The sequence below is a fragment of the uncultured Sphingobacterium sp. genome (assembly GCF_964277905.1).
GTDB classification, from domain to species: Bacteria; Bacteroidota; Bacteroidia; order Sphingobacteriales; family Sphingobacteriaceae; genus Sphingobacterium; species Sphingobacterium siyangense.
In genome coordinates this window covers 41,887-68,400 of sequence record NZ_CAXYKD010000023.1, presented here as the reverse complement: position 1 = coordinate 68,400, position 26,514 = coordinate 41,887, and the positions used below count along the sequence as shown (strand labels likewise).

The window sequence follows — 26,514 nt, the reverse complement described above, 5'->3', positions numbered from 1 at the left end:
AAGTAATTAATTGAGAGGCCTATGCGATACATTTGCCCTAAGGCTGCTATGTAAATGAGAAGGTTCAATTAATTTAATGGTTATTGTTTCATGTTTAAAATCATCGTGAATATATCGATAAAAATTTGTTTTTTTTAATTTAATTTATCGATTTAGCAGATTTTAAATAAAGAATATGGGATTGTTACAAAAAATACCGTGTTTTATTAAAATTTTATGGAGACCTGTAAATGACAACTGCGTTTATTCCGTTGCAACGAAATAAACGCAGTTGTCATTTACAGGTCTTTTAGTTTGATGATCTTGTTGATATGGATTTCCTGTAAAAAGACCGCATCATGTGAAATGACGAGTAGTGTACCTTTATAAAGCTGAATCGCTCGGGTTAGAATTCGGATATTTTGAAGATCTAAATTGTTTGTTGGTTCATCAAGAATAATTAAATCTGGAGACTGTTGCTGAATGGTGAGGCAACATAATATCAGACGCATTTTTTCACCACCGCTCAATAGTTGGCAGGGCTTGTCCCAATCGTCTTTTCCAAATAAGAATCGATTGAGCCTAATTTTGATCTCATGTTCAGGTAGTGCGTCGCTATTGAATTGCTGGGCCTGCTCGTAAATACTTAGATGCGAAGACAAAATGGAGTATGTTTGATCTAAATAGATCGAACGAAATGATTGACGTTCAATTTTTCCTTGTACAGGTGTCAATTGGCCGAGTAGAAGTCTGACCAATGTCGTTTTACCAGATCCATTCTGTCCTTGTAGTGCGATACGATCTCCACTGAATAATTGAAAGTTGATATTAGCTGGCCAGAGTCCTTGCGAGTCATACTTGAAATTGACATTTTCGACTTTGACCATACTCTTTCCGGTTGGAAAGGCACTGTTTCCTAAATCTATTTTAATCTCATCCAGTGCAGATTGTGAACCTCGGAGTTCCTGTAGATCGGATTTGATATCTCCAATTTTGTCCTGATGCACACTTTTTATTTTGGCGGTACTTTTTTCAGCATTGTTGCGCAGTGTATTCATCATGATGCGCGCTACACCTGCCTTTTCCTGTTTTTTTTGACCGCGGTTGTTTAATCTATTTTGGCGTTCGATTGTTTCTCTTTCTTTCTCCTTTGCAATTTTGATCGCCCTTTCCTTGTGGTGAATATCTTGTTGTAACGCATGGCGCTCGGTCTCTTTTTGAGTTTCGTAAAAGGCATAATTCCCCCCATACCGCTTGATACCTTTTGGGGTCATTTCGGCCATGTCATCCAATAAATTAAGCAGGGTTCTATCGTGGCTAACAATAATCACTGTGTTTTTGCTTGATTGAATCCAATCGTATAGTAGCGTTTTGCTATCCATATCCAAATGGTTGCTGGGTTCATCAAGAAGAATAAGTTCGGATCGGTGAATGTGGATTCCGGCCAATAAGACTTTTGTTTTTTGTCCACCACTAAGGGACGACATCTTCTGTGTCAATTGGATATCGGGCAGATCCCATTGCTCGAAAGCTTCTTGGCATCGTTCCTCCAAGGTCCAATCATCTTGAAGTCTATTGAAATTTTCTTCAGACGCATCGCCAGCTAATATGGCGTGGAGTGCATCTAATTTTTTGGCAATGCCAAGTGCTTCGGCGACTGTGTTATCCTCAAATTGTCCCACAACTTGAGGGACATAATAGGTGCTGGTGCTGACTTGTACGCTGCCACTGGATGGAGATAGCTCTTTGGCAATCAGTCGCAATAAAGTTGATTTACCGACACCATTGTGGCCGATGAGCGCTATTTTCTCTTGCGCATTGACGTGTAGATTTATGTTCCCAAACAATAAATCTTTATTCGGATGTATATAAGAAAGTTGTTGTAATGAAAGCATGTTGAAATTCTTTAAATGTTAGAAAAGACCATTTGGACAGGTATTGTCAATGGATGGTATTTATTTCGTTCTAAAGAATTTTAATCTTACATGCAGTTTTAAGGATGTTGAGAGAAGCAAATATAGTGTTTTTATTTTGATGAAGGGAAAGTTTTTGAGGAATAGTCAAATTGTTTATTTTTCTACTATTTGCTTCGGACAAATTGTACTTTTGAAAAAACGAATATTGTGAATAGAGTTCTCCTTATAGATGACGAAGAGAAACTTCGGAAATTGATGGCCAAAATTATTAGCCTGGAAGGTTTTGATGTGATTGAAGCTGCAGATATTAAATCGGGGTTGAAAAAGCTTGAAGTCAGTGATGTGGACGTTGTACTTTGTGACGTCAAGCTGCCTGACGGTAATGGGGTGGAAACGGCCAAATTAATTAAAGAACGGTATCCGATTGTAGAGATTATCCTATTGACAGCATACGGGAATATCCCGGACGGTGTTCGGGCGATAAAAAATGGTGCTTTTGAATATATTACCAAAGGAGATGACAATAATCGCATTATACCCCTGCTTTATAAAGCCTGTGAAAAGGTTGCATTGGCAAGAAGGGTACAGCAGTTAGAAAAGCGATTAGGAGATAAACTTTCTTTCGATAAGATTATTGGAAAATCTAGTGCAATAAAGGCTGCCATCGGCATGGCACAAAAAGTTGCCGTTACAAATACAACGGTCTTGCTCACAGGCGAGACGGGTACCGGTAAGGAGGTTTTTGCACAGGCAATCCATCAGGCGAGCTCCAGGAGAGCGCGTAGTTTTGTGGCCATTAACTGTGCCGCATTTACAAAAGATCTGCTGGAAAATGAGCTGTTTGGTCATAAATCCGGTGCCTTTACCGGTGCTACTAAAGATCAGCGGGGTTTGTTTGAAGAAGCACATTTGGGGACTATTTTTCTGGATGAAGTCGGGGAGATGGCCTTGGAACTTCAGGCCAAAATTCTTCGCGTTTTGGAAACGGGCGAGTTTTTAAAAGTTGGGGACTCCAAACCAACGAAAGTGGACGTACGTATCATAGCCGCGACCAACAGAAATCTCGAAACCGAAATTGCATCTGACCATTTCAGGAGTGATCTATATTATAGGTTGTCTGTTTTCACGATTGAATTGCCGCCACTGCGTGAGCGTATTGAAGATATAGCGACTTTGGCACAATACTATGCTGATATCTTTGCTTTAAAATCTAACTTGAAACCTTTGCGGATGACCCCTGAGTTTGTGCAGGCATTGGAAACTAACCTATGGCGTGGAAATATCCGTGAACTGAAAAATGTGATTGAACGCAGTGTGATTTTGAGTGAGGGGGGCATATTAGGTGTTGAGGGTCTTCCTTTCGGTGAACGTGAGTATAGAGAAGGGGCAAGCGTCTTATCAAACTTTTCAATGTCCAATATGGAGAGGCAACATATACAACGTGTATTGAAACATACGAATGGAAATAAAGCTGAAGCTGCTCGATTGTTAGAAATCGGCATAGCTACCTTGTATCGAAAAATTGAAGAATATAAAATCCAATGAAACTTAAAGCAAAGCTGACATTTGGGGTAGGATTTTTATTTTTTATGATCTTACTGCTTGCGATAGTGAGTGGGTATTATGTTTATCGATTAAAAAAAGATACCAATAATATTTTAGTCGACAATTATAATACGCTGCATTATTCCAGAAATATGCTGTTGGCCTTGGAAGATCTTCATACGAATGAGAAGAGCATTACGCTATTTGAACATAATTTAAGCCTCCAAAAGCGCAATGTAACTGAGCCTGGAGAACGAGCGGTGACCGAACGTATAGATCATCACTTTTTGAGTTTAGCGAAACAGCTGAAAGATTCTACAATTGCTGCTGACTTACACAAAGATATATTTCAGCTAATGTATCTTAATATGCAGGCAATTGAAAACAAAAATAATATCGCCAATGCAACAGCTGAAAAAGCTATTTTGGCGATCTCCATTGTAGGTGCGATCTGTTTTATGATTGCGTTTGTATTACTTGTCAATCTCCCCCTAGCCATTGCTGGTCCAATTGTACAATTAACCGATAGTATTAAACAGATTGCTGCTGGGAACTATAAAAGGAGACTTCATTTTAAGCGAAAGGATGAATTTGGAGAAGTGGCGCAATCGTTCAATACAATGGCTCAAAAACTCGAGGAATATACGGAAAGTAAATTGGGTAAGATCTTGCAGCATAAAAAGAGAATTGAAGCGCTTATTGATAATATGCATGATGCCGTTATAGGGATAGATGAGGAAAAAAGAGTGCTTTTTGCAAATGAACCCGCTTGTTTGCTCTCGGGGTTAAAACACGCAGAATTTGAAGGGCAAAAATTAGTGGAAATAGCTTCTTCCAATGATTTGATTCGTAAGCTTCTCGATAGGATCAACGCTTTAAACCAGCAATCCGAACATCTGGGATTGGTTCAGATCTTTGCCTATGGAAAAGATAACTACTTTGAACTGGAGGTTATCGACATTAATGTTGTACCAACGGGAGAGGAGAGTTCGCAGTTTATTGGACAATTTATTTTGTTGAGGAATGTGACAAGTTTTAAGGAACGTGATGTCGCAAAAACAAATTTTATTGGAACGGTATCTCATGAACTGAAGACTCCAATCGCATCAATACGCATGGGGATCCAATTGCTCGAGAATAAGCGGATTGGAGAGTTGAATGAAGAACAAAAAGACTTACTTGAAGGAATTGCTGATGATACAGAGCGGCTCCTGAAAATTACGGGAGAACTTTTGGATATTGCACAAGTGGAGAGCGGTACCATTCAGATGAAGCTGAATCCGGCGACAATCGGACCGATTATAGATTATGCCCTGTTAGCCAATCGTTCAATGCTTGACCAAAAGAAAATCCAACTACAGGTTGAACTGGAAGAGGAACTGCCGATGGTTTTTATTGATAACGAGAAGACCGCATGGGTATTGACGAATCTACTGTCCAATGCAATTCGTTATTCCGATGAAGGGGGGGCGATTTGTCTTGCTGTCAAAAGAATGGGCGCCAGGGTGCTTTTGCGTGTTGAAGATCAGGGACAAGGAATCCCGGTACAATATTTAGCGAAGATTTTTGATCGGTATTTCCGTGTTCCAGGGGGTACAAAGGAAGGAACAGGCTTGGGGTTAAGCATAAGCAAGGAATTTATCGAAAGCATGGGGGGAGAGATTGATGTGCAAAGTGTTTTTGGAACTGGAAGTGCATTTTTCGTTTATCTTCCTATTGCACCGCTTAAACAATCTACTTAAAAAAAGGAAGAGCTCAATGAAAAGCTCTTCCTTTTTTGCTTTACGAGAGATTGAAAGATCCTGCAGCTTGCTACGCAGAGGCTGCAGGATCGGCACCCGCTAAAGTTTTATTTCATTGTCATCGATAAGTTTTGCATCACGTGTATTTTTTTGTACTGCGATAGCTGAAAAAATACTCAATGAGAAGGACATTGCATAGAATCCTTTTTCACTTAACAACAGATCCGCATTCCATAGGCCTACTGTTAATAGCACGACGGCAGCAATTGTTGCAAACCAGCTTAAGCCATAGTACAATTCGGTAATAGCTAGTCCTTCTGCTTTATCTCTTACACTTTTTTGAACGGAGATAACCGCAAATAGCGCAAATAGTAAAATTGTAAAATAATACCCTTTTTCATTTAAAGCCATTGTTGCATTCCATAAGCCTACACAATAGCCAACGGTACCAACCAATAATGCAGTCCATGAGGCTCCAATAAATGCTCCTGTTGGTTTAAATGGGTTTCTTTTGTCTAAATTTCTTTCAGCCTTTTTTTCTTCAATCATGTTTTTTAGCGGTTCCATAATTTTCTTGTTTTAGTTTTAATTTGTTGTTGTTTTATGATTCAAATATCGATAGGAACTAATTATTTTAAAACTTGAATTTATAAGAATACTGACGATATAATTTTGTTTAATATATTTGTTTAATTCTAAATTTAAGCTATGGCGGACGCGATATCGGATCTACTATTATTATTGAATAAAGATGATATTAGGGGTTTTAAAACCTTTTTGAAACAAAAGAATAAGCGAAATGATGTGAAAAATATCAAGTTACTTGAGATTATAGAAACTGATGATATAAATAAGCTAAAAAAGTTATATGATCCCATTAAAAACCGGGATGCTTATCACGCATTGAGGAAAAGGCTTCATGATAGTCTTTTGTTTTTTCTTTCAAATAAGGTTTTTGAACGAGACAACAGTGAAGCCCACGAAGCGTTGAGATTATTTGTTGTGGGTCGTTTTCTATTGGAAAGTCAGTTCATTAAGATTGGATTCAAATGCCTTCAACGGGCTGAGGACAAGGCTCTTGTTCTGGAGCAGTTTAGTTTGCTGAACGAAATCTTGCAAATCAGACTACAATATGCACATTTAGATTTGAATGTCAATTTGGAATTGCTTATCGATCGTTTTACCGAAAATCAGCAAAAATTGCAGCAAGAAGCAAAATTTCAGATTGCTTATGCGCTATTGCGTTCAGCATTGCAGGATATTCATTTGAAAGCAAAAATAATTGATATCAATAAGTTGATTTTGAGTGTACTGAGTAAATACAGTATTTCTTTGGATGATCTCTTATCATTTAAATCACTCTATCAACTTCTGTATATTGCAAATGAGTATGCCGCAATACATCAAAACTATACACTGGTTCGTTCTTTTTTAAAAACAGCAGATAATTTTTTGATGAAGTACGATGAACAATCGGCGCATCAGCTATTTTACTATCTTCATATTTTGTATTATCTGGCCAATTTTAAGTTGAGGAACGGATTCTTTAACGAGAGCATCGGGTATTTAGAACGCTTGAATGAAGTTTTATCTCAAGGAAATACGAATTTTCGAGTCCAGTTTCAGCTGCGGTGCCATTTGTTGATGGCATTGAATTTCCATTACCTTGGCGATGGAGTAAAGGGTCTTTCCGTGTTAAGGGCGGGGATTAAACAAGCCTCACCAAAATCAAGTGAGGTTGATCTTGCGGATCTACAGTTGTGTTTGGTGATGTTTTTAACGCAATTTGAAGATAAAACAGCATTGATAGAGCTTCGACAGTTGATTCGAACAGATGCTTGGTACGAGAAGAAAATGGGCATGTTGTGGACGATTCGGAAGAGTCTGCTTGAAATTCTGATCCATATTCAATTCGATCACATCGATTTGGCAACCTTGAAATTAAAAAGCTTTGTCGGTAGGTATAAAAAATACTTGCTGAATGTCAAGGAAAACAGAGTGATTGATTTTGCCAAATTGGTAGAGAAATATCTTTTAAATCCAGCAGTTATTCAAGGGAAATCCTTTCGGGCGGCTGTTCAAACTATGGCGGAGGACAAAGAAAATAAAGATTTATTTATTATGGGATTTATTGCTTGGTTGAAAGCTCTTAGTGTATCTCAAAGTCCGTATCAGGTTTTATTGAATTTGATCAAAGAGGATAGCCGGTGATCAATAATAAAGGTGATCAATAATAAATATGTAAGACGATTTGTTTCTTCGAGGATTCAATCAGGTTCTGTAGTCTTTTGTAGAATTCGACGTTTACCATAGGACAGCCTTCACTGAGACATATTGGATCTACTTGTTCATCGTAAGGCATGCGGTCATATTTGTGTAGAACGATGTTTCTAGCATATGCATTGCTATTGGAGCTATCTAAGCCATATAATTTATATGCTTTTCCAAATTTACCGTTATACGAGCTGCCAATAGCGTAACTACCTAGCGATGTCGCATGGGAGTTATCTGTATTGCTAAATTGCAAAAGATTCTTTTTTCCGGTTTCGGAGCCGGATCCATGCGCCACTAGCCCTTGATCTAGAATCCGATCTGTTTTTAGATCTACGACAAAAAAACGATTTCTTCCCGAGGGTCTTTTCATATCCAAAAGAAAGGATATGTCACTATTATACTTTTTGTTGTTTATGATGCGTTTTTTTTACGTTCTTTATTGCCTTCGTATAGCGAAAGGCGTCTGAAGGAGTATTTTCTTCCTTATCAACAACGGCTAAAAGCGTGTTTTTTTGAATGGTTTTGTATGTGATAAGGCCAATTCCGAGGATAATAACCACGAGAATGATTTTATTCATGTAAATAAAGTATATTTCATAAAGTACTTTTATTGAAACTTATGTCTGCTGTTCGAGAGACCTATTCTATTTGTTTATAAAATCGTTCGAAGGTTTTCCAGTATTTATCTTTGTAGATGCTATAATCAATTTGGAGGTTGTCCTTGTATTCTTCGATTAATCGATCAATCGTTCGTGAGGCTTTTCGGAATTCTGTACAAGCCAAGTAAATTTCCCTGAGGTTATCGGCAGTTTCTCTTCCGATATTAAGAAATCCAATATCATTTGGAAGACTGTCCATTAATTCTTCTTCAAATTTATCCATTAAATCGTAAGTCTCCTGATCGGGCATACCATTGGTTGCTGTTCCGTCATAATTAATCTTTAATGTAACTATCCAAGGGTGAGAAGCTTTTCCATCCCAGTCTAATAACGTCGTATTGATGATGGCAAAGATAGGTAGGTCGTTCTCCAGGATACCCTCAAAAGCAGTGTATGTGTCATCTGCGGCCCGGTGTCTAACGTCGGTATATTTTTCCACAAATTCCTTTTCCCGCCAGATCAAATAGTCTTTTAATTTAAGTAGAGGAATCAGCTCTTCTGTTGCAAGCTCTTTTGAGGTGACATTCAAGTTGTCTATGGCTATGATCGAGTTCAATTCACCAATGTAATTGTCGAGAAATATTTCTATCCCATGGGAAATATTGGCTTTGTTCTCTTCCGTAAAATCGGGGTGAACAATAACAATATCGACTTCATCCGGATGGTATTTATGTTGAATGGGGTAAAAAAACATATCCTTGATGTCAAAAGTGAATCCATACATCGTGATTTTGAATTTTTCCATATCCGCAATAGCGGGTTTTAATGCAGTAAATTTCCAATGTGCTAATGCTGGAGCAGAAGCAATCAGATGTTCCACGAACGCAACGTTTTTGATGACACCATCTGGGGTAACTACAAGTTCTGCAGTATCATCATCGTACATTCCCGTTAAGAAATACAGTTCCTTACGAAGAGCATCGATCTTCGGCGAAAGTTTGCTGAAAAAATTCTGATCAATTTGTTCTCCAGTCTTGACGATTTGAAAAAATGCCTGTTCGTTTTTTGTAAACCAATCCCAAAAATCCCCTATATTGTCCTTTTTATTTTCTTTTTTACCAAAAATATTGTTCAAAAATCCCATAATTAATAGCTGTTTGATTGAATCATCAAAGTGCGTATCTGTTACTTAAAACGTTTTTATAACCACAAAGGATTAAATGATCCGAATGAAGCAATCATGAATACCTCTGTTCCTAAATTTAATTATATAATTATAATCCGGCAAGGGAATTTAAGTTTAAAAATAATTGGACAAACAATTGCGTATGGAGTTTGTTAGGATTATTGTTGAATTATAAATTAAAATTGGTCTTATGAAATTTAGCAAATTAACATTTTGTCTATTGGCAACTACAGTTGTGCTTTCCTTTACGGCTTGCAAATCAGGTTTATCTGATGAGAAGTTGGAAGAAAAGATCGAAAATGCACTTACCGGTCGTAAAACCGTGGACGTCGACGTTAAAAAAGGGGAAGTTATCTTAAGTGGCACGGTTGCTTCCGAAGAAGAAAAGCAACAAGTGGAGTCTATTGCTAAAACAGCAGGCGATAAGGACATCAAGTCTATTCAAAACAATATTATCGTTAGCGCCCCAGTATCGTCGACTCCAGCTCCTATTGAGGTATCCAATAATGATGCGGTGCTTGGAGCAGCAGTGAATACGTTTATGAAGGATTTTCCTACGGTACAGGCAAGTGTAAAGGACGGTGTGATCGCTGTTACAGGTACTTTGGAGCAGCCTAAGATAATCACCTTAAAACAAGGTTTGGATAACTTAAATCCAAAAAAAGTGGATCTAAGCGGTATTGCTGTCAAAAAATAAAATAGTGAAATTATGTCATTGCAGGAAAAATATAAGGTTCTTTTAGATACGGCACAATCTTCAGGTGTAAATGACCTGAACTACGCCGAAATGGATGGAGTATTGCAAATTCGTGGTACAGCACCAACAGCAGATGTGAAAAATAAGCTCTGGGAAATCTACGGTAATATAGATCCTAATTTCCAAACCGGAGATGTGGTCTTAAATGTAGATGTGGCAACGGAAGTGCCCGGAAGCCAGGTGAAAGTTATAACAGAAAATAGCAATTTGAACATTCGAAAAGGCCCTGGTACAGACCAGCCTATCGTGGGAAAAGCTGCTAAAGGAGAAATCATCACATTGATTAGTAAGGCTAATGATCAATGGTGGTTAGTCAGAACCAAAGATAATGAAGAAGGGTATTGTTATGCACAATATTTAGAGTCTGTTTAGTTCTCGAATGTTATTCGCATGATGGGTACCGGTACCAATTGGCTTTGAAAAAAGGGGAGTTATGGATAAATAACTCCCCTTTTTTCATTTCACGATTAAGCTTGTCTGTTCTGCAATATGAAGGTACTACAGCATTTATTGTATTGGGGAATTGTTTGGAAAATCAACTGTACTTTAATTTTTGGTGTAATAATTGTATTACTATGATTGCAACAATTTTATTACATTATGTCGAAATCACGTTTTATCCTATTATTATGCTTGTGTTTAGCTGTTCAGTTGGGAGTTGCGCAAGAGTATGTTCGCTTGGACAAAGATCGTTATCAATTGCATTTGTCGGAATATCCAAAGGATACAATCCGGGTACTTGAAAAAGGTAAAGAAACGAAGTTGAAACAGGGAAAATATATTCTGCAAAAGAATCAATTTATGGGACTTTCCAATGCATTTATTACGATTAATCAGGATGGCATTGTCGATGGTGATTTTAAAATTGAAAAAGATGGGCGTACCGGTGATGTTATCGTAAGACATGGTGTATTGCAGCAAATGACTGTGAAATCTGCTGCATTGCCAGACTTTCAATACACCATAACGGATAGTTCAAGTGTGCAGCGTAATTTTAAGAATGGGAAAATCAGTCAAGAAAAAACGGTATTCTACCGAGCTGCAAATAGTGGTAAAAAAGTGACAAAAGTCTTCTTTGATAATTACTATACGGTTGAAAATGATTTTGACCATACCCGAGCTGACTATCGATTAGACAATACCTTAATGTACAGCGCCAAATTGAATTGTGGTGGGCAGATACAGGAATCAAAGTCATTTGATACCAATGGTCAATTACTAAAACATACCTATCGGAAAGCTAAAATTGATTACACTGATCTGTATCAGAATAATAATCTCGTTGAGCGGAAATATAACCTTAATAATTGCTTTTACCATGAGTATTTTAAGAATTCATTGTTAGTGCAAAAGGTCGTGGAGAAAAAGGATAAAGGGAATACAGAAAAGTATGTTTATAATGGAGCCGGAAAATTGATAAACAAAAATACTGGCGGATAATTTAAAAATGCATATCGAATCAAGGATGGATGCCAATATTTTTGCATTTTAAAAATATAGCACTACCTTTGTCAAGCAATGAAGAAAATGAACAACATATTGCGTCTTCCATTTTTCTTTAATTATTATCGCCCGATAATCGTTCGGGACCCCTATGCCTATTAAATTAAGAAATTCAAATTATTATTTATAGCTAAGCCCGAACATAACGTTCGGGCTTTTTTTATTTTATATAACATCATGTTAAAAGAGTTAGAAGAAAATATCGAAATTATTTTACCGAAGGAGGGGCTTGCATCGAAGTTGAAGGAGGCTGAAGAAAAGAATCGACCATTGATTATAAAACTTGGTTTTGATCCAACAGCACCGGATCTCCATTTAGGGCACGCTGTAGTGTTAAAGAAGCTGCGCCAGTTTCAGCAGCTGGGGCACGAAGTCGTGATCCTCGTTGGTAGTTTTACAGCTCGGATCGGTGATCCTACGGGAAAAAATAAAGCCCGTAAACCTTTATGCCAGGATGCGATAGCGCACAATGCGGCAACTTACATTGCGCAGTTGTCTAAAATTATTGATGTATCAAAAGCGAAAGTTGTTTTTAATGGAGACTGGTTGGATCAACTAAATTTTACAGAAGTTATCCAGCTGGTATCGAAAGTAACTGTCGCTCAATTGATGCAGCGGCATGATTTTAATAAGCGTTTTAACGAAAACCAATCAATAGCCATGCATGAATTGCTTTACCCGATATTGCAGGGCTTTGACTCTGTACATGTCAATAGTGATATTGAAATGGGGGGAACGGACCAACTGTTTAATTGCGCGATGGGCCGGCAGCTACAGGAATCTTTTGGACAGGATCCACAAATAGTACTGTGTATGCCCTTGTTGCGCGGGCTGGACGGAAAAGAAAAAATGAGCAAATCATTAAACAATACGATCGGTCTTTTGGATGAACCGAATGAAATGTTTGGTAAAACCATGTCTATTCCTGATCATTTAATTCCAGAATATATTGACTTGACAACTGATTTCAATCAGGAAACCAAACTTGGCATGAAGACCCGTATTGAAATGGGCGAAAATCCAATGGAAATTAAGAAACTTATTGCACATAATCTAGTTGCTCAATACCATGGCGAAGAGTTTGCGGCCAGTGCGGTTGATTTTTTTGTGAAGCAATTTCAGAGCAAGAAATTAGAAGAAAAGGCTTTTGAGGAGGTGTCGGGTCAAATATTGCGTGAACAGTTTGGTGAACAGATTAAACTGGTCGATCTATGTCATTTCCTAAGGGGGACAACAAAGTCGGCGATGCGAAGATTGATTATAGGCGGTGCAGTGCAGATCGATTCAATAAAACAGCTGAATCCGGAGCTGATGCTTGATTTGAATACTTGTTTTAAAATTAAATTAGGTAAAAGGGCTTATTTTAGAGTTATCTAGTAAGGTTTGTGAGGGTATACTTTTTTAATGTTTTGCTAAAAGTAGTAAAATAACATCGTGGTCCTTTCTTAAACCATAAATAATTTCTACCTTCATATAGGAGTCTCATACTTTATTTTCATACCAATTATAGATGGAAACATATAATAACATTGTTTTGGAGCGGTTGCCCAAACATTTGAAACGCTATGTAGTAGCCCAACGATATGAACGTTACACCGCGCTGGATCAAGCATTGTGGCGTTATGTCATGCGTCAGAATTATTCTTTTTTGAAAGATGTAGCCTATTACCCTTATATTCCGGGATTGAAGAAAGCAGGATTATCCATCGCGACCATCCCGAACCTACAGGACATGAACGATAGTCTAAAATTAATTGGTTGGGGGGCTGTGACTGTGGATGGATTTATTCCGCCGGCTGCTTTTATGGAATTTCAGGCGCACCGCGTACTAGTTATTGCTGCAGACATACGTCAATTGGAACATATCGAATATACACCGGCACCAGATATTATTCACGAATCTTCAGGACATGCACCTATAATCGGTGAGCCAGATTATGCTACATATTTGCAGTACTTTGGGGAGGTTGGTACGAAAGCACTTTCTTCGGGCAAAGATTTTGAACTCTACGAAGCTATTCGCCACCTATCTATTTTAAAAGAACACGCTACAACAACGGCGGCTGAGTTGGCGGAAGCAGAGAAAAATTTGCAGATCATTCAAGATAATATGGGCGAGCCTTCGGAGATGGCATTGTTGAGCAGGTTGCATTGGTGGACTGTGGAATACGGACTTATTGGAGATCTTCATAACCCCAAAATTTATGGAGCTGGTTTACTGTCTTCCATTGGAGAAAGCGCAAGCTGCATGCAGGAAGATGTGCCTAAGTTGGCGTATGGTTTAAATGCAATCGAATATCCTTATGATATTACCAAACCACAACCGCAGCTATTTGTTACACCGGATTTTGAACACCTAAAGCTCGTATTGGATAAATTTGCTGATACCATGGCTTTTCGCGTAGGGGGCAAACAGAGCCTTGACAAGGCAATAGACTGTAAAGCTGTTTGCACTGTGGAATATAGTTCCGGTTTGCAGGTGTCGGGTGTTTTTAAGTTGGCCAACGCGGATAAAAATCTCTCATATATTCAAACACAAGGACCTACAGCTTTGGCTGTAGCAGGTAAACAGCTTGAAGGTCACGGTATAATTTATCATAGCGAAGGGTTTGGCTCTCCAGTAGGACACTTGCGCGGTGCAGATCATAACTTAGCCGATTTTGATGAAGCAACATTGATTCAATATGGTATAGTGGAAGGGCAGCAGTGTTCGTTAAACTTTGCTTCAGGGATTATTGTATCGGGAATTGTTCAAAAGATTGTACGTCAATTTGGCAAGATTGTTTTGATTTCATTTATAGGATGTGAGGTATACCGTAGCGATAGGGAAGAGGTGTATTTTAAACCTGAATGGGGAACATACGATATGGCTGTCGGAGCGGAAATAGTATCTGTATTTGCAGGCGCTGCAGATAAAGATGCCTATGATGCGCTGGAAGAGCATTTGGATCAGGATCTATCTACAATACCTACCGAAACGGAAGATGTAAAACTAGTGAATTGTCATGCTGCGATACGGAATTTGCGGGACAACGGTTTTGATCAGAAAGTATGGCTGGAGATTTTCAATCAATTGGGACCGGAAATTGCAGATCATTGGTTAGGTTTGGTTGAATTATTTGAAATTGCCCGGGCTAATGATGGAGGGGAATTAACTACGCAGGCCGAACAGAGGCTCTTGGAATTTATTATCCTATATCCAAATTTGAAAAAACTGATTGATGATGGATTACGTGTTGCTAAGGAGGAAGATTTAAATAACCATTAGGTTAGATGATCGTGGATTATTATCGTAAATCATGTAAAACTTTCTATATTTGCGGAAACAAAATTAACCGCATTATTTTTGATGAATGATAAGTATACTCCAGGGAGACACTTGCTTTTGACTTTGCAAGTTGAGGACGTATTGTTATTAACTAGTTTGGATCCATTTTTGGAGTTTACGAAAGATCAGATTAAGGTCAATCATTTAAACATTGTTGGCACTTCGACGCATACTTTTCAGGGGGGAGGATTTACAGCTGCAATTTGTTTAATGGAATCACATATATGTATCCATACGTGGCCTGAGTTTGGACAACTCACATTGGATATTTATTTGTGCAACTATCTGAAAGATAATAGTGATAAAGTCTTTCGATTAGGCAGTCTTTTCAAGGACTATTTTAATGCCATTGTTATTAACGAAACAGTCGTAGATAGATAGTATATGGAAGTTGTTTGTCCTGACTGTGGCCATGTTCATAAATTTATTGTGGATGTATCTGATTTCTCTGGTTTTGTATGTGTCAACTGCCATAGTTATTTTAAAGGAACAACACTGGCGACGCTGACGTTTGTCAAAAAGTTTGAAGTCCCCAAAATCTTGCAATGGGCTAAATTGAATGAATCCATTCAATTTAAACGGATGAATTATAGGATTATAACCAAAATTCTTAGACTTACGACAACAGGGGCTTATGGCAATGAATATGTAGGATTAAATAATGGTAATAAAAATCCGATTTATTTAGCCGATGGTGTTGATTACACAAGTGTTCTACATGCTATTTCCAAGAAAAAGGTGATCGTTACCCCCGATAGCGTTTGTAAATTCGAGAGAGGAAATTATGATTTAACATATACAGATCGCCAGCGCGTCATCTATGCCGAAGGTTTTGTGTTTGAAGATTTAGATGCTGAATCTACTGTCAAGACCTATATTCGAACGATAGATGAAGATCGTTTTATTTCAGAGGAGTTTATAGACGATGATATCGAATACTATCAAGGTTCTTATATTGACGAGAAGTCATACTTTAGTCTATTTGATTTTTATAAAGATTATAAATTCACAAGTGACCTTGTAGGGCGAAAGTTTGAGAAACTTGGGGTTATTTTGGTCTTATTAATCGCATCCATCTTTCTTGCATTAAATTTTAAACAGATCGGAAGTGATGTCTATACTTTTGATGAAACGTTTAAGGTAAAGAAAGCCAGTAGCGAATTTATAGGGACGTCTTTTGAACTAAAAGGAGAGGTTTCAAAAACATTGCTGCTTGAAGGTATATCTGAAGCTAAAAATTATCCTCTTTTTCTGGAGATTAAGCTGGTAAATGAAAAAACAAATGCGGTGATCCAAACAAATTCTTTTGTACATGAAGATAATGATATTAATTATGCGCGAGGATTGACCGTAGATTTTTGTCGTGTGGAGCCTGGTATCTATCATCTTGTTTTTGTAACGTCGTTATCCAATGCTTCCCGAGATATGGCGCTTGATGTTGAGCTCTCTGAGGATTATAAATTAACCTATGGAGGTACAAGCTACCTTCTTATCATCTCCTTTTTGGTAGGAGCGATTATTTTATTGTGGGTCTATCGGTATTGGTCCTCAGAATTAAAAAATAAAGATTTTTTTATAAAACTTGATCACGTAAATCTTTTTAATATTTTAAAATTCAGAGGTTTAGGGTTTGTTTTGTTCATTTTTGTTGCCGCATTTATTGTAATAACAGTCCTTGTTAATTCGTCGACCAGTTGTAAAACAACAATCAGCACAAATACATTGGAGGATCATACCTATACGGGTTCTAGAGGGCATTACTACCGATCATACTATGATGAAGACGGTTCTGGTCATAAATAAAAACAATATAAACATGAATTACGAATTATTTTATAAAGGAGTAGCAGCTTCATTAATCTACTCAATTGTAGGGATAGCTGTATTGTTGTTGGCTTATTGGGTTATTGAGCGTTTAACCCCGGAAAAATCCTGGCAGGAAATTGTACAGAACAAAAATATGGCTTTGGCGATTGTTTTTGCTGCATTTATTTTAGGGATATCTATAATTATAGCTGCAGCAATACATGGGTAAGAGAAATAATCTGCCCATATTTCTTTTATTGGCAGTGTTTATCATTGCTACTTGTGGTCTGATCTATGAGTTGGTTGCTGGCGCATTGGCGAGCTACCTATTAGGGGATTCTGTTAAGCAGTTTTCATTTATAATTGGTACTTACCTGTTTTCAATGGGGGTGGGATCGTTTTTGGCAAAGTATATTACCAAAAATTTATTTGATCGATTTATCGATATTGAATTGATGATCGGACTTATTGGTGGTTGCAGTTCTGTCGTTTTGTTTTTGATGTTCCATCAGATCGAACATTTTCAGTTTGTGCTCTATTTCTTCGTGTTTCTGACAGGCTGCCTCTGTGGAATGGAAATCCCGCTGCTGATGAATATTTTGAAGGATAGAATACAGTTTAGAGATTTAGTTTCCAATGTTTTTGCCTTCGATTACATTGGAGCTTTGATCGCTTCGGTTTTATTTCCTATACTGCTTATCCCAAAGCTTGGCGTTATGGGGACATCGTTATTTTTTGGTATTATCAATATCTTGGTTGGTGTATTTTTATCGTTCTACCTTTCAAAAAAATTGAAAAATCCAATTTGGATAAAGATGAAATCTGTTTCTTGTTTGGTATTGCTATCCATAGTTTTTTTTTATTCAGATGATCTGTTGCAGTATTCCGAAAGCCAATTATATGGGAATAATATTATTTACAAACATTCTACGCCCTATCAGCGTATAGTCTTGACAGAAAATAGAGGTGATTATCAGTTGTTCCTAAACAATAATCTACAATTTAACACGAAAGATGAATATCGTTATCATGAAGTATTGGTGCATCCAGCCATGTCCATGGCTAAAGATGTTTCCAATGTTTTAGTTTTTGGAGGAGGGGATGGGCTTGCTGTAAGGGAAATCTTAAAATATCCTGAAGTAAAAAAGGTAACGTTGGTCGATTTAGATGAAGGAATGACAAGATTATTTAAGACGAATGAGCTGTTGGTTCGGTATAATCAAGGTTCGCTAAACGATCCTCGGGTAACTGTCATCAATCAGGATGCTTTTATATGGGCCAAGTCTGCAAAGGATAAATATGATGTCATGATTATTGATTTTCCAGATCCTTCTAATTATAGTTTAGGGAAATTGTTCACCAACAGCTTCTATCAAACTTTGGCAGCTCTAATGACAGATAACACCATGGTCTCGGTACAGACAACTTCGCCCTATTTCGCTCCCAAATCTTATTGGTGTATACATGAGACCATCGGTTCGGTTTTTCCGAATAATATTGCCTACCATACTTATGTACCGTCATTTGGAGAATGGGGTTTTTGTTTATTCTCTATGAATATGCAGCAACGCTTTACTCAATTACGTCGCCGTGTAGATAAAGTTCGTTATTATAATTATAAGTTTGAAGAATTGACAAATTTTCCAGCTGATATGCGTACAACGGAAAAGGTAGAAATAAATCGATTGGATAATCAAATTTTAGTGCGGTATTTTGATGAGGAATGGGGTAAAATCTAATCAATCCAGGCGAGGATTTCTCAAAGCGACAGTTTTATTGGCACTCGGTGTTCAATTTTTACAGGCCTGTCGAACGAAAGTGAACCATATTTTTCTGCAGCTAACAGGAACCAATCATATTTTGGGGCACCGGCTTCGATTTCCGGATTTCCCCGCTTCGACCGAAGTAATAGAAGTACCCATCCTGATTGTGGGTGGCGGCATAGCGGGGCTTTCAGCTGCTTACCGTCTACAACAGAAGGGCTATTCTGATTTCATCCTTTTGGATTTAGAAGATGAGGTTGGAGGAAATGCCCGGAATGGTCAGAATGCACATAGTGCTTATCCTTTGGGCGCACATTATCTTCCTATTCCCAATTCCTCCAATAGGGAACTGCTTCAATTTTTGGAAGAATCGGGAATTATAAAAGAATGGACTAGCACAGGCAAGCCCATTTTTGATGAAGAACAGCTTTCGTTTGCACCGCATGAAAGACTGTTTATTCATAATGTATGGCAGGAGGGAATTGTACCCAGCTATGGGATTTCGGATGCTGAATCCGCAGAACTTGCGCGGTTCTTTCGGCAAATGCAAGATTTCAAAAAGTTGAAAGGCGCCGATGGTAAATATGTATTTGATATTCCCATGCGTAATGCTTCACAGACCCATGATCGAACAGTTCTTGACGGGCAGGATATGCTATCTTGGCTGAAAAGTCAGGGATATCATACCGAAGCTCTTCTAGAATATGTAAATTATTGTTGCCGAGATGACTATGGTACTGGAATAAAGTGTACTTCTGCATTTGCAGGGATACATTATTTTGCAAGTCGCAAACACGATTGGGACGACTATCAGGATCTGGTGTTGACTTGGCAAGAGGGAAATGGGCGGCTGGCCTCTCATCTCAAAAAATATGTCAAAGGAAAAGTCTTGAATAAGAATATGGCCTTTCGGATTGACTTCAAAGCCGAGAAAGTAGAAGTTTCTGTATATGACGTAGCTAAAGCAATTACGAAAGTTATAAAAGCAGACCGTATTATAAATTGCTGTCCCCAATTCGTCAATCAGTATTTGTTACCGAATAGAACTTCAATAACTAGGGAATTTCATTATGCGCCCTGGATTGTAGCCACTATTGTCTTGCGTCGCTTTCCTTTTGCTGATGGTGTACCTCTTTCTTGGGAGAATATCATCTATAAGGGGCATGGTTTAGGATACGTTTACGATCAGCATCAAAGCTTAAAGCAATTCAATAGTCCATTTGTAATTAGTTATTATCACAGTTTAGGAGATGGCGATTTAAAACAAAATCGAAAGCAGTTATTTGCTTGGACGGATCAACAATGGAAGAGCTTTATTTTAACTGATCTTGAAAAAGCTCACTATGGAATAGAGAAGGAGATTATTAGTATGGAAATATTTAGACATGGGCATGGTATGATTAGCCCAGTCAAGGGATTTTTGACTTCACAAGCGCGTACTGAACTAGCAAAATCGATTGGGGACAAAGTATACTTTGCACACTCCGATTTAAGCGGTATTTCGATTTTTGAGGAAGCTTTTTATCAAGGTTTAGATGCCGTAGATCAGCTGATTGCCGATCTTAGCTAAGTGCGCGTTGTTACAAAGCTAACGGTCTGGTTAAGTTTTCACTTTCCATATACTTAGTGCAGCACAAGGAAAGTGAAAGAGATTTATATGCTAAGATACTTTAATACTAGCCCCTTAATAAAATTTGCCAGGCTTCATGAAGTTTGCCCGCATCTAATAGTTGGGCAGCATATTCGTGAATTTTTTGTGTGAACTTTGATGGGCTGTCTTCAAAGTTTAGCTTCAGATAGTTGAAGTACTTATCTTCTTGCTGCGGGTCTTTTAATGTTGGTCGTGTTTCTACATTAGCCAGCAACCCCAGGTGATTTCCGGTTAATACATTCGAAAATCTAATTTTTTCTGGAAGTTGGTCTATGCCAATTCCCAGGCTACGGAGGGGCTTCGGGACAATAAATAAGTTTTCGTCGGTTACACGACAATACCAATCACCACCGAGCCGGGCTACCAGATCCAAATCTTTTTGTTGAATGGTATTGTTCTTGCCCAACACGTGTTTATGGACATGCATATAGAGGATCTCGGCGATAACGAGATTTCCAGCTCCTGGCTCATCGCTTAATGCGATAACCTCTCTGACCCGACATTCCAGCTGGACTGGGGATTCGGCTACACGAGGTGGTGCGACTCGAATAGAGGGAATGGGCGTAAAACCCGACTTATCAAATTCATTTATTTCCTTGCCATATTCGGTACTGGCAAGTGATTGTTGCTGGACCATATCGTAGTTAACAATATTGATGACAACTTCATTAACCTCCTGTATATTATCCAATGTATGTTTGGTACTACCATCACGCATGCGTCGCAAGGGAGAAAAAACACAGATTGGCGGCTGATGGGACATCAGGTTAAAATAGCTGAAGGGGCTTAAATTTATGTTTCCATTGCTATCGATCGTGCTTGCAAAGCAAATTGGCCGCGGTGCAACAGCATACTTAATTAAATTATCTATAATAGCTTTGTCTTTAACAGATTCAAAGGTGATGGTTTCAAAGGAAGAGGTCATATCCGTAGATTTATGAATGGTATAATACAATAGAATTGGAAAGTTTTCCGAGCGCCGTGATTTCTAGTTCAATCTCATCGCCAAGGTCGAGCCATTGGTCTTTATGATTAGGATCCGCTATGCGTGCTGTACCATTGAGCTCAAGAAAGCAGCCTGTTCCGACTGTCCCAGAACCGATTATATCACCAGGGGAAATTTGTACACCATAGGAAACACGTTCAATAATTTCTGCAAAAGTCCAGTGCATACTCGCAAAATTACCCGCTGAGACTTGCGTGCCGTTTACTTTACAAGTCATATTGAGCTCATAACAGTCGCCAATATGTCCTGCTGCAGGTTGAACCTTATAAGGTTCCAATTCATCCTTTGTCACCAAGTAAGGTCCAATTGCTGTTGCAAAATCTTTGCCCTTGGCAGGGCCCAAACTCAATTTCATTTCCTCCATTTGGAGTTTTCTGGCACTAAAATCATTCATAATCATATAGCCAGCAATATACTCATCCGCCTGAGCAGCGGGGATATTGATTCCTGGTTTGTTGATGACTATTGCAATTTCTAGTTCGAAATCCAGTTGATTTAAATGTAAGGGCATGCATTGAACGGGACCAGGTCCCTGTATGGACTGATGGTTGGAGAAATAAAAAACGGGAAATTCATCAAATTCAGGGATCATATCTAATCCGCGGTTTCTTCTCGAGGTTGCGACATGCTGTCGAAAAGCGTAAGCATCACGAAAAGATGTTGGCTGTGGCACGGGGGCGATGAGTTGGATATCGTCTAGTAGACGATAGGGCCTGTTCATAGCTCCTTGACGCAAAGCTGTTTCAAAGATTTGTAGCTGATTCATGGTCTCTTCGCCACCATTGAGGAAGTCCGACATCGTTGTGGGAAGGTTTTGATCGATGACTGAGCAACTATAAAAGCGGTCGTCTATAACAATGCCCAATTCTTGTTGACCATTTTTAGTGCTAGTGACAATTCTCATATATGAAGTGTTCTATTTGGTTATTCAATGTTGTTAGCATTCGACACAAATATATTGTATAAGATTTGAAAAAAATATTTCTTCTCTTGAAAATAGAAAAATATTCTTACCTTTATTAAAGCATTATAAACTATAAAAAATGATCAATCGTGGTGTACATCGCTTTGCGTCCTCCATGCCCTATGTTGCTTTTAATAAAGCAATCATAGCTGATATCGTTTTTGCACAATACTAATCTTCTCTTTTACTACTTGCCGATAGTTCTATTGGCAATTTGGATATTCATTTAATTTTATAACCGTTTAAATCGTAGAATTATGCCATTTTATGTTAAACAAGGGCAAATTCCAATGCAGCGACATACTGTTTTTAGAAAGCCCGATAACACGCTTTATGCCGAGGAATTAGTATCCACACATGGTTTTTCCAGTCTTTATTCCTTAGTGTACCATTGTCATCCACCCACACTCGTTAAACAAATAAGAGAGCCTTATGATGTGTCTCCCCGGATTGCCCGCGACAAACATCTTAAACATACCAGTCTAAAGGGATTTCAGGTACAGGCAAAAGATGACTACCTCGAAAGCAGGACACCTGTGTTGGTTAATCAGGACTTACATATATCCTTAGCAGCTCCCCGTCGGTCGATGGATGACTATTTTTATAAAAATAGCCAGGCAGATGAGATTGTCTTCATCCATCAGGGGATGGGGAAACTCAAGACTGGATATGGGAGTATCCCCTTCAAGTATGGAGATTATTTGGTAATCCCCCGAGGAACGATTTATCAAATGGAATTTGAACAGGAAGATAATCGACTGTTTATTGTTGAATCATTCTCTCCCGTACGTACGCCCAAACGTTATCGCAATGAATTTGGTCAATTGATGGAACATGCGCCCTTTTTTGAGCGGAACATTCGGGTACCTCAAAATTTGGAAACTTTTGATGAACTGGGTGACTTTGAAGTGAAGATCAAGAAGCAAGGGATGATTTATCCGTATGTTTATGGGAGCCATCCATTTGATTTTGTTGGTTGGGATGGCTATCATTTTCCATGGGCATTTTCGATTCATGATTTCATGCCGATAACAGGTAAATTGCATCAACCGCCACCCGTTCACCAGACCTTTGAAACAGACAATTTTGTCTTATGCAGTTTTTGCCCTCGTATGTATGATTACCATCCTCATTCGATTCCAGCACCATATAACCATAGTAATGTAGATTCAGATGAAGTCCTATATTATGTGGATGGCGATTTTATGAGTCGAAAATCCGTGGAAAGGGGACAGATAACGTTACATCCAGGTGGTATACCGCATGGACCTCATCCAGGGACGGTGGAAAAAAGCATTGGGCAAGTGAAAACCGAGGAGTTGGCCGTGATGATCGATCCTTTTCGACCACTGATGTTAACCCAAGAAGCACTCGATATAGAAGATCCAGATTATTATAAATCTTGGATGAGTTAGGAAAAATAAAAGAATAACCTTTATATAAATTATGGCAAATACATTTGCAGAAAAGATTGCCCAAGCGCAAGATTTTCTACCTATTAATGGCACAGATTATATTGAATTTTATGTTGGCAATGCCAAACAGGCCGCACATTATTACAAAACAGCTTTTGGTTTCCAGTCGGATGCGTATGCCGGACCGGAAACAGGCGTTCGAGATCGGGTATCCTACGTGTTAAAACAAAATAAAATACGTTTAGTGCTTACCACAGCGTTGAAATCTGACCACCCTATAACAGAACATGTTAAAAAACATGGTGATGGTGTCAAAATATTGGCGCTTTGGGTAGATGATGCACGAAAATCATTTGAAGAAACAACAAATAGGGGAGCGAAAGTCTATCAGGAACCACAACTTCTGAAGGATGAAAATGGAGAAGTTTGGACAGCAGGCATTTATACCTATGGCGAAACAGTTCACATGTTTGTTGAACGCCGCAATTATGCTGGTCCATTTATGCCAGGATATGAAAAATGGGAAAGCGATTACAATCCAACGGAAACTGGACTGCTTTATGTTGATCATTGTGTGGGTAATGTTGGCTGGAATAAGATGAATGAAACTGTAAAATGGTACCAGGATGTGATGGGGTTTGTCAATATTTTATCTTTTGATGACAAGCAAATTAATACAGAATATTCGGCTTTGATGAGTAAAGTGATGAGCAATGGAAATGGCTTTGTTAAGTTTCCAATTAATGAGCCTGCCGAAGGAAAGAAAAAATCGCAGATAGAAGAATACCTTGAATTTTATGAGGGTGAAGGTGTTCAGCATGCGGCTCTAGCAACCAAAGATATTGTGGCCACCGTGCGGGAACTTAAAGCAAGGGGAGTAGAATTTTTGGGTGCTCCTCCCGAAGCATATTACGATATGTTGCCCGAACGAGTTGGAAAAATTGATGAAGAGATACGGATCATCCAAGAACTGGGTATTCTAGTTGATCGTGATGAAGAAGGTTATTTGCTGCAAATTTTTACAAAACCGGTAGAAGATAGACCAACTTTATTTTATGAAATCATCCAACGTAAGGGGGCACAAAGTTTTGGCGCAGGAAATTTTAAGGCTCTTTTTGAAGCAATAGAACGTGAACAAGAACGCCGAGGAAACTTATAGAAATATGAAAGGGATGAAGGAATTATTGCGGGCTTTTGAGCATAAAAGTCCGGAAATTGTTTTCGAATGGAAAGATAGTGAAACTGATGCTAGAGGATGGATTGTTATCAATTCTTTACGTGGAGGTGCAGCTGGCGGGGGCACCCGAATGCGGGCTGGATTGGATAGGCATGAGGTAGAATCCTTAGCAAAAACAATGGAGGTCAAATTTACGGTATCGGGCCCTGCAATAGGGGGAGCAAAATCTGGAATTGATTTCGACCCACGTGACCCAAGGAAAAATGAAGTCTTAGAACGTTGGTTTAAGGTTGTCACACCGCTATTGAAAAACTATTATGGGACAGGTGGAGATTTGAATATCGATGAAATTCATGATGTAATCCCGTTGACGGAAGAATATGGACTATGGCATCCTCAAGAAGGTATTTTGAATGGTCACTTTAAGGTGAATGAAAGCAATCGTATTCATCAAATTGGACAATTGCGTTATGGGGTTTCCAAAGTATTGGAAGATAGCTCCTACAGCCCGGATCTGAAGCGCAAGTACAAAGTGGCAGATATGATCACGGGATATGGCGTGTCAGAGTCAATTCGTCATTATTATGAACTTTTTGACGAAAATTGCTTTGGAAAGCGAGCGGTAATTCAAGGTTGGGGTAATGTTGCTGCCGCAGCGGCATTTTATCTGTCTAAACTTGGTGTAAAAATAGTTGGTATAATTGATCGAGTCGGCGGACTGATCAATCCGGAAGGATTTGGAGAGGAAGATATTACCCGTTTGTTTTTAGAGCGAAAAGGCAATGAGCTTTGTTCTCCGGATCTGATTCCCTTTGATCAGATACAAAAAGAAATATGGAGCCTGGAAACGGATATTTTTGTGCCTGCTGCGGCCTCCCGCCTAGTGTCAAAAGATCAGATCCAGCACATGGTAAATCATGGGCTTGAGGTGATCGCTTCAGGTGCCAATGTACCATTTGCAGATCAAGAAATATTTTATGGGCCTGTTATGGAGTTCGCAGATCAGCATGTTGCGGTCATACCAGACTTTATTGCGAATTGTGGTATGGCGAGAGTATTTGCTTATTTAATGCAACGTAATATCGAAATTAGTGATGACGCAATTTTTTCGGATGTTTCCAGTGTGATTTTTGAAGCATTAAAGAAAATTAGGACCGTTTCTTCTAAAAAGACACATATATCATCGAGAGCATATGAAATTGCATTAAAACAGTTGGTGGAAACCGGTAACGAACAATAAGAGGCTAAACTCTAATTTACTTCTGCTATAACGCTATAAAAAAAACACTTGAAGCGGGGAACTTCAAGTGTTTTAACTAACCAATTATTAACCTAAATTTATGAATGCTTAAAACAGTGCAATACCTATGCCAAAACTTATTTTCTTAGCATGAACATATTGTCATTTTTTTGTTATTAAAATTTCTGCCTGAAATTTGATTTTTTTGAAGTTTTGTTGAAAGATCAAAACGGGGTAGACTAAAAACAAATTTCATCCTGTAGTTTTCAAATACTGGTCCTCTTGATGAAATTTTTTGTTTTTTATTTTTCTTAAAGTACTGATAAACAAAAACTCCCGAAGCGGGGAGCAACAGGAGTTTTCCTAACCAATTATTAACCTAAATTTATGAAAAGTACCTATATAACGTAGTAAGTTCAAGAAATGTTTCAACTGATTGGAGTTTTTTTTACTTTTTAACATTTTTTGACTATTGGCTATTGATTTTCAATAAAATGTACTACTATTTATTTTGTTTTCTTTTTAGGGGAAATAAAAAACCTGTTAGCGGGGACTAACAGGTTTTTTATAAACTAACTAAATTATTAACCTAAATTTATGAAACTACAAAATAATATTCAAGAAGGATGCCAATGTACTGAACCCGTTAGCTGTTTAACGATT

General features: G+C 38.3%; 23 protein-coding genes. 16 read left to right on the top strand and 7 right to left on the bottom strand.

The features are described 5' to 3' along the window. Positions 1–278: 278 nt before the first annotated feature. Positions 279–1,874, bottom strand: coding sequence for an ABC-F family ATP-binding cassette domain-containing protein (locus tag ACHWSC_RS09895; RefSeq protein WP_394676628.1), 1,596 nt, complete (start codon positions 1,872–1,874; stop codon positions 279–281). Between the two features lie 228 nt (positions 1,875–2,102). Between ACHWSC_RS09895 and ACHWSC_RS09890 the strand changes: the two genes are divergently transcribed. Continuing rightward, entirely contained in the window at positions 2,103–3,440 is a 1,338-nt protein-coding gene (locus ACHWSC_RS09890; protein WP_394676627.1) for a sigma-54-dependent transcriptional regulator, read from the top strand. Next, complete coding sequence (locus tag ACHWSC_RS09885; protein WP_394676626.1) at positions 3,437–5,182, top strand: ATP-binding protein; 1,746 nt, start codon at positions 3,437–3,439, stop codon at positions 5,180–5,182. Before ACHWSC_RS09890 ends, ACHWSC_RS09885 begins: the two co-directional genes overlap by 4 nt. A gap of 99 nt (positions 5,183–5,281) precedes the next feature. On the opposite strand, the gene yiaA is transcribed toward ACHWSC_RS09885, so the two are convergent. After that, a complete protein-coding gene (yiaA, locus tag ACHWSC_RS09880) occupies positions 5,282–5,749 on the bottom strand; it encodes an inner membrane protein YiaA (RefSeq protein WP_394676625.1) in 468 nt (155 codons plus the stop codon). A 141-nt stretch (positions 5,750–5,890) separates the two neighbouring features. Between yiaA and ACHWSC_RS09875 the strand changes: the two genes are divergently transcribed. Then, the gene (locus ACHWSC_RS09875; protein ID WP_394676624.1) at positions 5,891–7,393 is read left to right on the top strand and encodes a hypothetical protein; all 1,503 of its coding nucleotides are present in this window, start codon (positions 5,891–5,893) and stop codon (positions 7,391–7,393) included. A 16-nt stretch (positions 7,394–7,409) separates the two neighbouring features. On the opposite strand, the gene ACHWSC_RS09870 is transcribed toward ACHWSC_RS09875, so the two are convergent. The 3 genes from ACHWSC_RS09870 to ACHWSC_RS09860 form a co-directional block, all read right to left on the bottom strand. Next, positions 7,410–7,826, bottom strand: a complete 417-nt coding sequence (locus tag ACHWSC_RS09870) for a murein L,D-transpeptidase catalytic domain-containing protein (protein ID WP_394676623.1) — start codon at positions 7,824–7,826, stop codon at positions 7,410–7,412. Positions 7,827–7,851: 25 nt separating this feature from the next. Then, positions 7,852–8,034: a hypothetical protein gene (locus ACHWSC_RS09865; protein ID WP_394676622.1), complete on the bottom strand. Its 183-nt coding sequence runs from the start codon at positions 8,032–8,034 to the stop codon at positions 7,852–7,854. Between the two features lie 61 nt (positions 8,035–8,095). Continuing rightward, positions 8,096–9,199: a DUF695 domain-containing protein gene (locus ACHWSC_RS09860; RefSeq protein WP_394676621.1), complete on the bottom strand. Its 1,104-nt coding sequence runs from the start codon at positions 9,197–9,199 to the stop codon at positions 8,096–8,098. 232 nt (positions 9,200–9,431) lie between these two features. Here ACHWSC_RS09860 and ACHWSC_RS09855 point away from each other — a divergent pair, with 232 nt between their 5' ends. From ACHWSC_RS09855 to ACHWSC_RS09810, 10 genes are all read left to right on the top strand, one after another. Beyond that, positions 9,432–9,938 (top strand): BON domain-containing protein, encoded by a 507-nt coding sequence (locus ACHWSC_RS09855; RefSeq protein ID WP_394676620.1) that lies wholly within the window; start codon positions 9,432–9,434, stop codon positions 9,936–9,938. Positions 9,939–9,950: 12 nt separating this feature from the next. Beyond that, on the top strand, positions 9,951–10,370 hold the full coding sequence (locus ACHWSC_RS09850) for an SH3 domain-containing protein (protein ID WP_046675658.1): 420 nt from the start codon (positions 9,951–9,953) through the stop codon (positions 10,368–10,370). 228 nt (positions 10,371–10,598) lie between these two features. Further along, the gene (locus ACHWSC_RS09845) at positions 10,599–11,438 is read left to right on the top strand and encodes a hypothetical protein (protein WP_317667650.1); all 840 of its coding nucleotides are present in this window, start codon (positions 10,599–10,601) and stop codon (positions 11,436–11,438) included. A gap of 240 nt (positions 11,439–11,678) precedes the next feature. Continuing rightward, on the top strand, positions 11,679–12,878 hold the full coding sequence (tyrS, locus tag ACHWSC_RS09840; RefSeq protein ID WP_394676619.1) for a tyrosine--tRNA ligase: 1,200 nt from the start codon (positions 11,679–11,681) through the stop codon (positions 12,876–12,878). A 133-nt stretch (positions 12,879–13,011) separates the two neighbouring features. Next, on the top strand, positions 13,012–14,769 hold the full coding sequence (locus ACHWSC_RS09835; protein ID WP_394676618.1) for an aromatic amino acid hydroxylase: 1,758 nt from the start codon (positions 13,012–13,014) through the stop codon (positions 14,767–14,769). A gap of 81 nt (positions 14,770–14,850) precedes the next feature. Continuing rightward, positions 14,851–15,210 carry an S-adenosylmethionine decarboxylase family protein gene (locus ACHWSC_RS09830; protein ID WP_088160879.1) on the top strand — a complete coding sequence of 120 codons (360 nt, stop codon included), beginning with the start codon at positions 14,851–14,853 and terminating at the stop codon, positions 15,208–15,210. Between the two features lie 3 nt (positions 15,211–15,213). Further along, a complete protein-coding gene (locus ACHWSC_RS09825; RefSeq protein WP_394676617.1) occupies positions 15,214–16,632 on the top strand; it encodes a hypothetical protein in 1,419 nt (472 codons plus the stop codon). Positions 16,633–16,645: 13 nt separating this feature from the next. Further along, on the top strand, positions 16,646–16,864 hold the full coding sequence (locus ACHWSC_RS09820; protein WP_088163497.1) for a DUF350 domain-containing protein: 219 nt from the start codon (positions 16,646–16,648) through the stop codon (positions 16,862–16,864). After that, positions 16,857–18,374: a polyamine aminopropyltransferase gene (locus tag ACHWSC_RS09815; RefSeq protein ID WP_394676616.1), complete on the top strand. Its 1,518-nt coding sequence runs from the start codon at positions 16,857–16,859 to the stop codon at positions 18,372–18,374. The genes ACHWSC_RS09820 and ACHWSC_RS09815 overlap by 8 nt, the downstream gene beginning before the upstream one ends. Next, a complete protein-coding gene (locus ACHWSC_RS09810) occupies positions 18,352–19,968 on the top strand; it encodes an FAD-dependent oxidoreductase (RefSeq protein WP_394676615.1) in 1,617 nt (538 codons plus the stop codon). Before ACHWSC_RS09815 ends, ACHWSC_RS09810 begins: the two co-directional genes overlap by 23 nt. A gap of 106 nt (positions 19,969–20,074) precedes the next feature. On the opposite strand, the gene ACHWSC_RS09805 is transcribed toward ACHWSC_RS09810, so the two are convergent. Together ACHWSC_RS09805 and ACHWSC_RS09800 are read right to left on the bottom strand one after the other, a co-directional pair. Next, entirely contained in the window at positions 20,075–20,974 is a 900-nt protein-coding gene (locus ACHWSC_RS09805; RefSeq protein WP_286732542.1) for a flavin reductase family protein, read from the bottom strand. Between the two features lie 10 nt (positions 20,975–20,984). Further along, entirely contained in the window at positions 20,985–21,959 is a 975-nt protein-coding gene (locus ACHWSC_RS09800) for a fumarylacetoacetate hydrolase family protein (protein WP_394676614.1), read from the bottom strand. Positions 21,960–22,276: 317 nt separating this feature from the next. Between ACHWSC_RS09800 and ACHWSC_RS09795 the strand changes: the two genes are divergently transcribed. From ACHWSC_RS09795 to ACHWSC_RS09785, 3 genes are read left to right on the top strand one after another with little or no spacing between them, the layout of a single operon-like run. After that, a complete protein-coding gene (locus tag ACHWSC_RS09795) occupies positions 22,277–23,434 on the top strand; it encodes a homogentisate 1,2-dioxygenase (protein WP_394676613.1) in 1,158 nt (385 codons plus the stop codon). A gap of 31 nt (positions 23,435–23,465) precedes the next feature. Next, positions 23,466–24,593, top strand: a complete 1,128-nt coding sequence (hppD, locus tag ACHWSC_RS09790) for a 4-hydroxyphenylpyruvate dioxygenase (RefSeq protein ID WP_088160885.1) — start codon at positions 23,466–23,468, stop codon at positions 24,591–24,593. Beyond that, positions 24,565–25,851 carry a Glu/Leu/Phe/Val dehydrogenase dimerization domain-containing protein gene (locus ACHWSC_RS09785; RefSeq protein WP_286732538.1) on the top strand — a complete coding sequence of 429 codons (1,287 nt, stop codon included), beginning with the start codon at positions 24,565–24,567 and terminating at the stop codon, positions 25,849–25,851. Before hppD ends, ACHWSC_RS09785 begins: the two co-directional genes overlap by 29 nt. Positions 25,852–26,514: the final 663 nt, after the last annotated feature.

Coding starts and splice junctions, on each gene's coding strand:
- ACHWSC_RS09895 (WP_394676628.1), bottom strand. CDS start 1,874: ATGCTTTCATTACAACAACTTTCTTATATACATCCGAATAAAGATTTA.
- ACHWSC_RS09885 (WP_394676626.1), top strand. CDS start 3,437: ATGAAACTTAAAGCAAAGCTGACATTTGGGGTAGGATTTTTATTTTTT.
- yiaA (WP_394676625.1), bottom strand. CDS start 5,749: ATGGAACCGCTAAAAAACATGATTGAAGAAAAAAAGGCTGAAAGAAAT.
- ACHWSC_RS09875 (WP_394676624.1), top strand. CDS start 5,891: ATGGCGGACGCGATATCGGATCTACTATTATTATTGAATAAAGATGAT.
- ACHWSC_RS09870 (WP_394676623.1), bottom strand. CDS start 7,826: ATGAAAAGACCCTCGGGAAGAAATCGTTTTTTTGTCGTAGATCTAAAA.
- ACHWSC_RS09865 (WP_394676622.1), bottom strand. CDS start 8,034: ATGAATAAAATCATTCTCGTGGTTATTATCCTCGGAATTGGCCTTATC.
- ACHWSC_RS09860 (WP_394676621.1), bottom strand. CDS start 9,199: ATGGGATTTTTGAACAATATTTTTGGTAAAAAAGAAAATAAAAAGGAC.
- ACHWSC_RS09855 (WP_394676620.1), top strand. CDS start 9,432: ATGAAATTTAGCAAATTAACATTTTGTCTATTGGCAACTACAGTTGTG.
- ACHWSC_RS09850 (WP_046675658.1), top strand. CDS start 9,951: ATGTCATTGCAGGAAAAATATAAGGTTCTTTTAGATACGGCACAATCT.
- ACHWSC_RS09845 (WP_317667650.1), top strand. CDS start 10,599: ATGTCGAAATCACGTTTTATCCTATTATTATGCTTGTGTTTAGCTGTT.
- tyrS (WP_394676619.1), top strand. CDS start 11,679: ATGTTAAAAGAGTTAGAAGAAAATATCGAAATTATTTTACCGAAGGAG.
- ACHWSC_RS09835 (WP_394676618.1), top strand. CDS start 13,012: ATGGAAACATATAATAACATTGTTTTGGAGCGGTTGCCCAAACATTTG.
- ACHWSC_RS09830 (WP_088160879.1), top strand. CDS start 14,851: ATGAATGATAAGTATACTCCAGGGAGACACTTGCTTTTGACTTTGCAA.
- ACHWSC_RS09825 (WP_394676617.1), top strand. CDS start 15,214: ATGGAAGTTGTTTGTCCTGACTGTGGCCATGTTCATAAATTTATTGTG.
- ACHWSC_RS09820 (WP_088163497.1), top strand. CDS start 16,646: ATGAATTACGAATTATTTTATAAAGGAGTAGCAGCTTCATTAATCTAC.
- ACHWSC_RS09815 (WP_394676616.1), top strand. CDS start 16,857: ATGGGTAAGAGAAATAATCTGCCCATATTTCTTTTATTGGCAGTGTTT.
- ACHWSC_RS09810 (WP_394676615.1), top strand. CDS start 18,352: ATGAGGAATGGGGTAAAATCTAATCAATCCAGGCGAGGATTTCTCAAA.
- ACHWSC_RS09805 (WP_286732542.1), bottom strand. CDS start 20,974: ATGACCTCTTCCTTTGAAACCATCACCTTTGAATCTGTTAAAGACAAA.
- ACHWSC_RS09800 (WP_394676614.1), bottom strand. CDS start 21,959: ATGAGAATTGTCACTAGCACTAAAAATGGTCAACAAGAATTGGGCATT.
- ACHWSC_RS09795 (WP_394676613.1), top strand. CDS start 22,277: ATGCCATTTTATGTTAAACAAGGGCAAATTCCAATGCAGCGACATACT.
- hppD (WP_088160885.1), top strand. CDS start 23,466: ATGGCAAATACATTTGCAGAAAAGATTGCCCAAGCGCAAGATTTTCTA.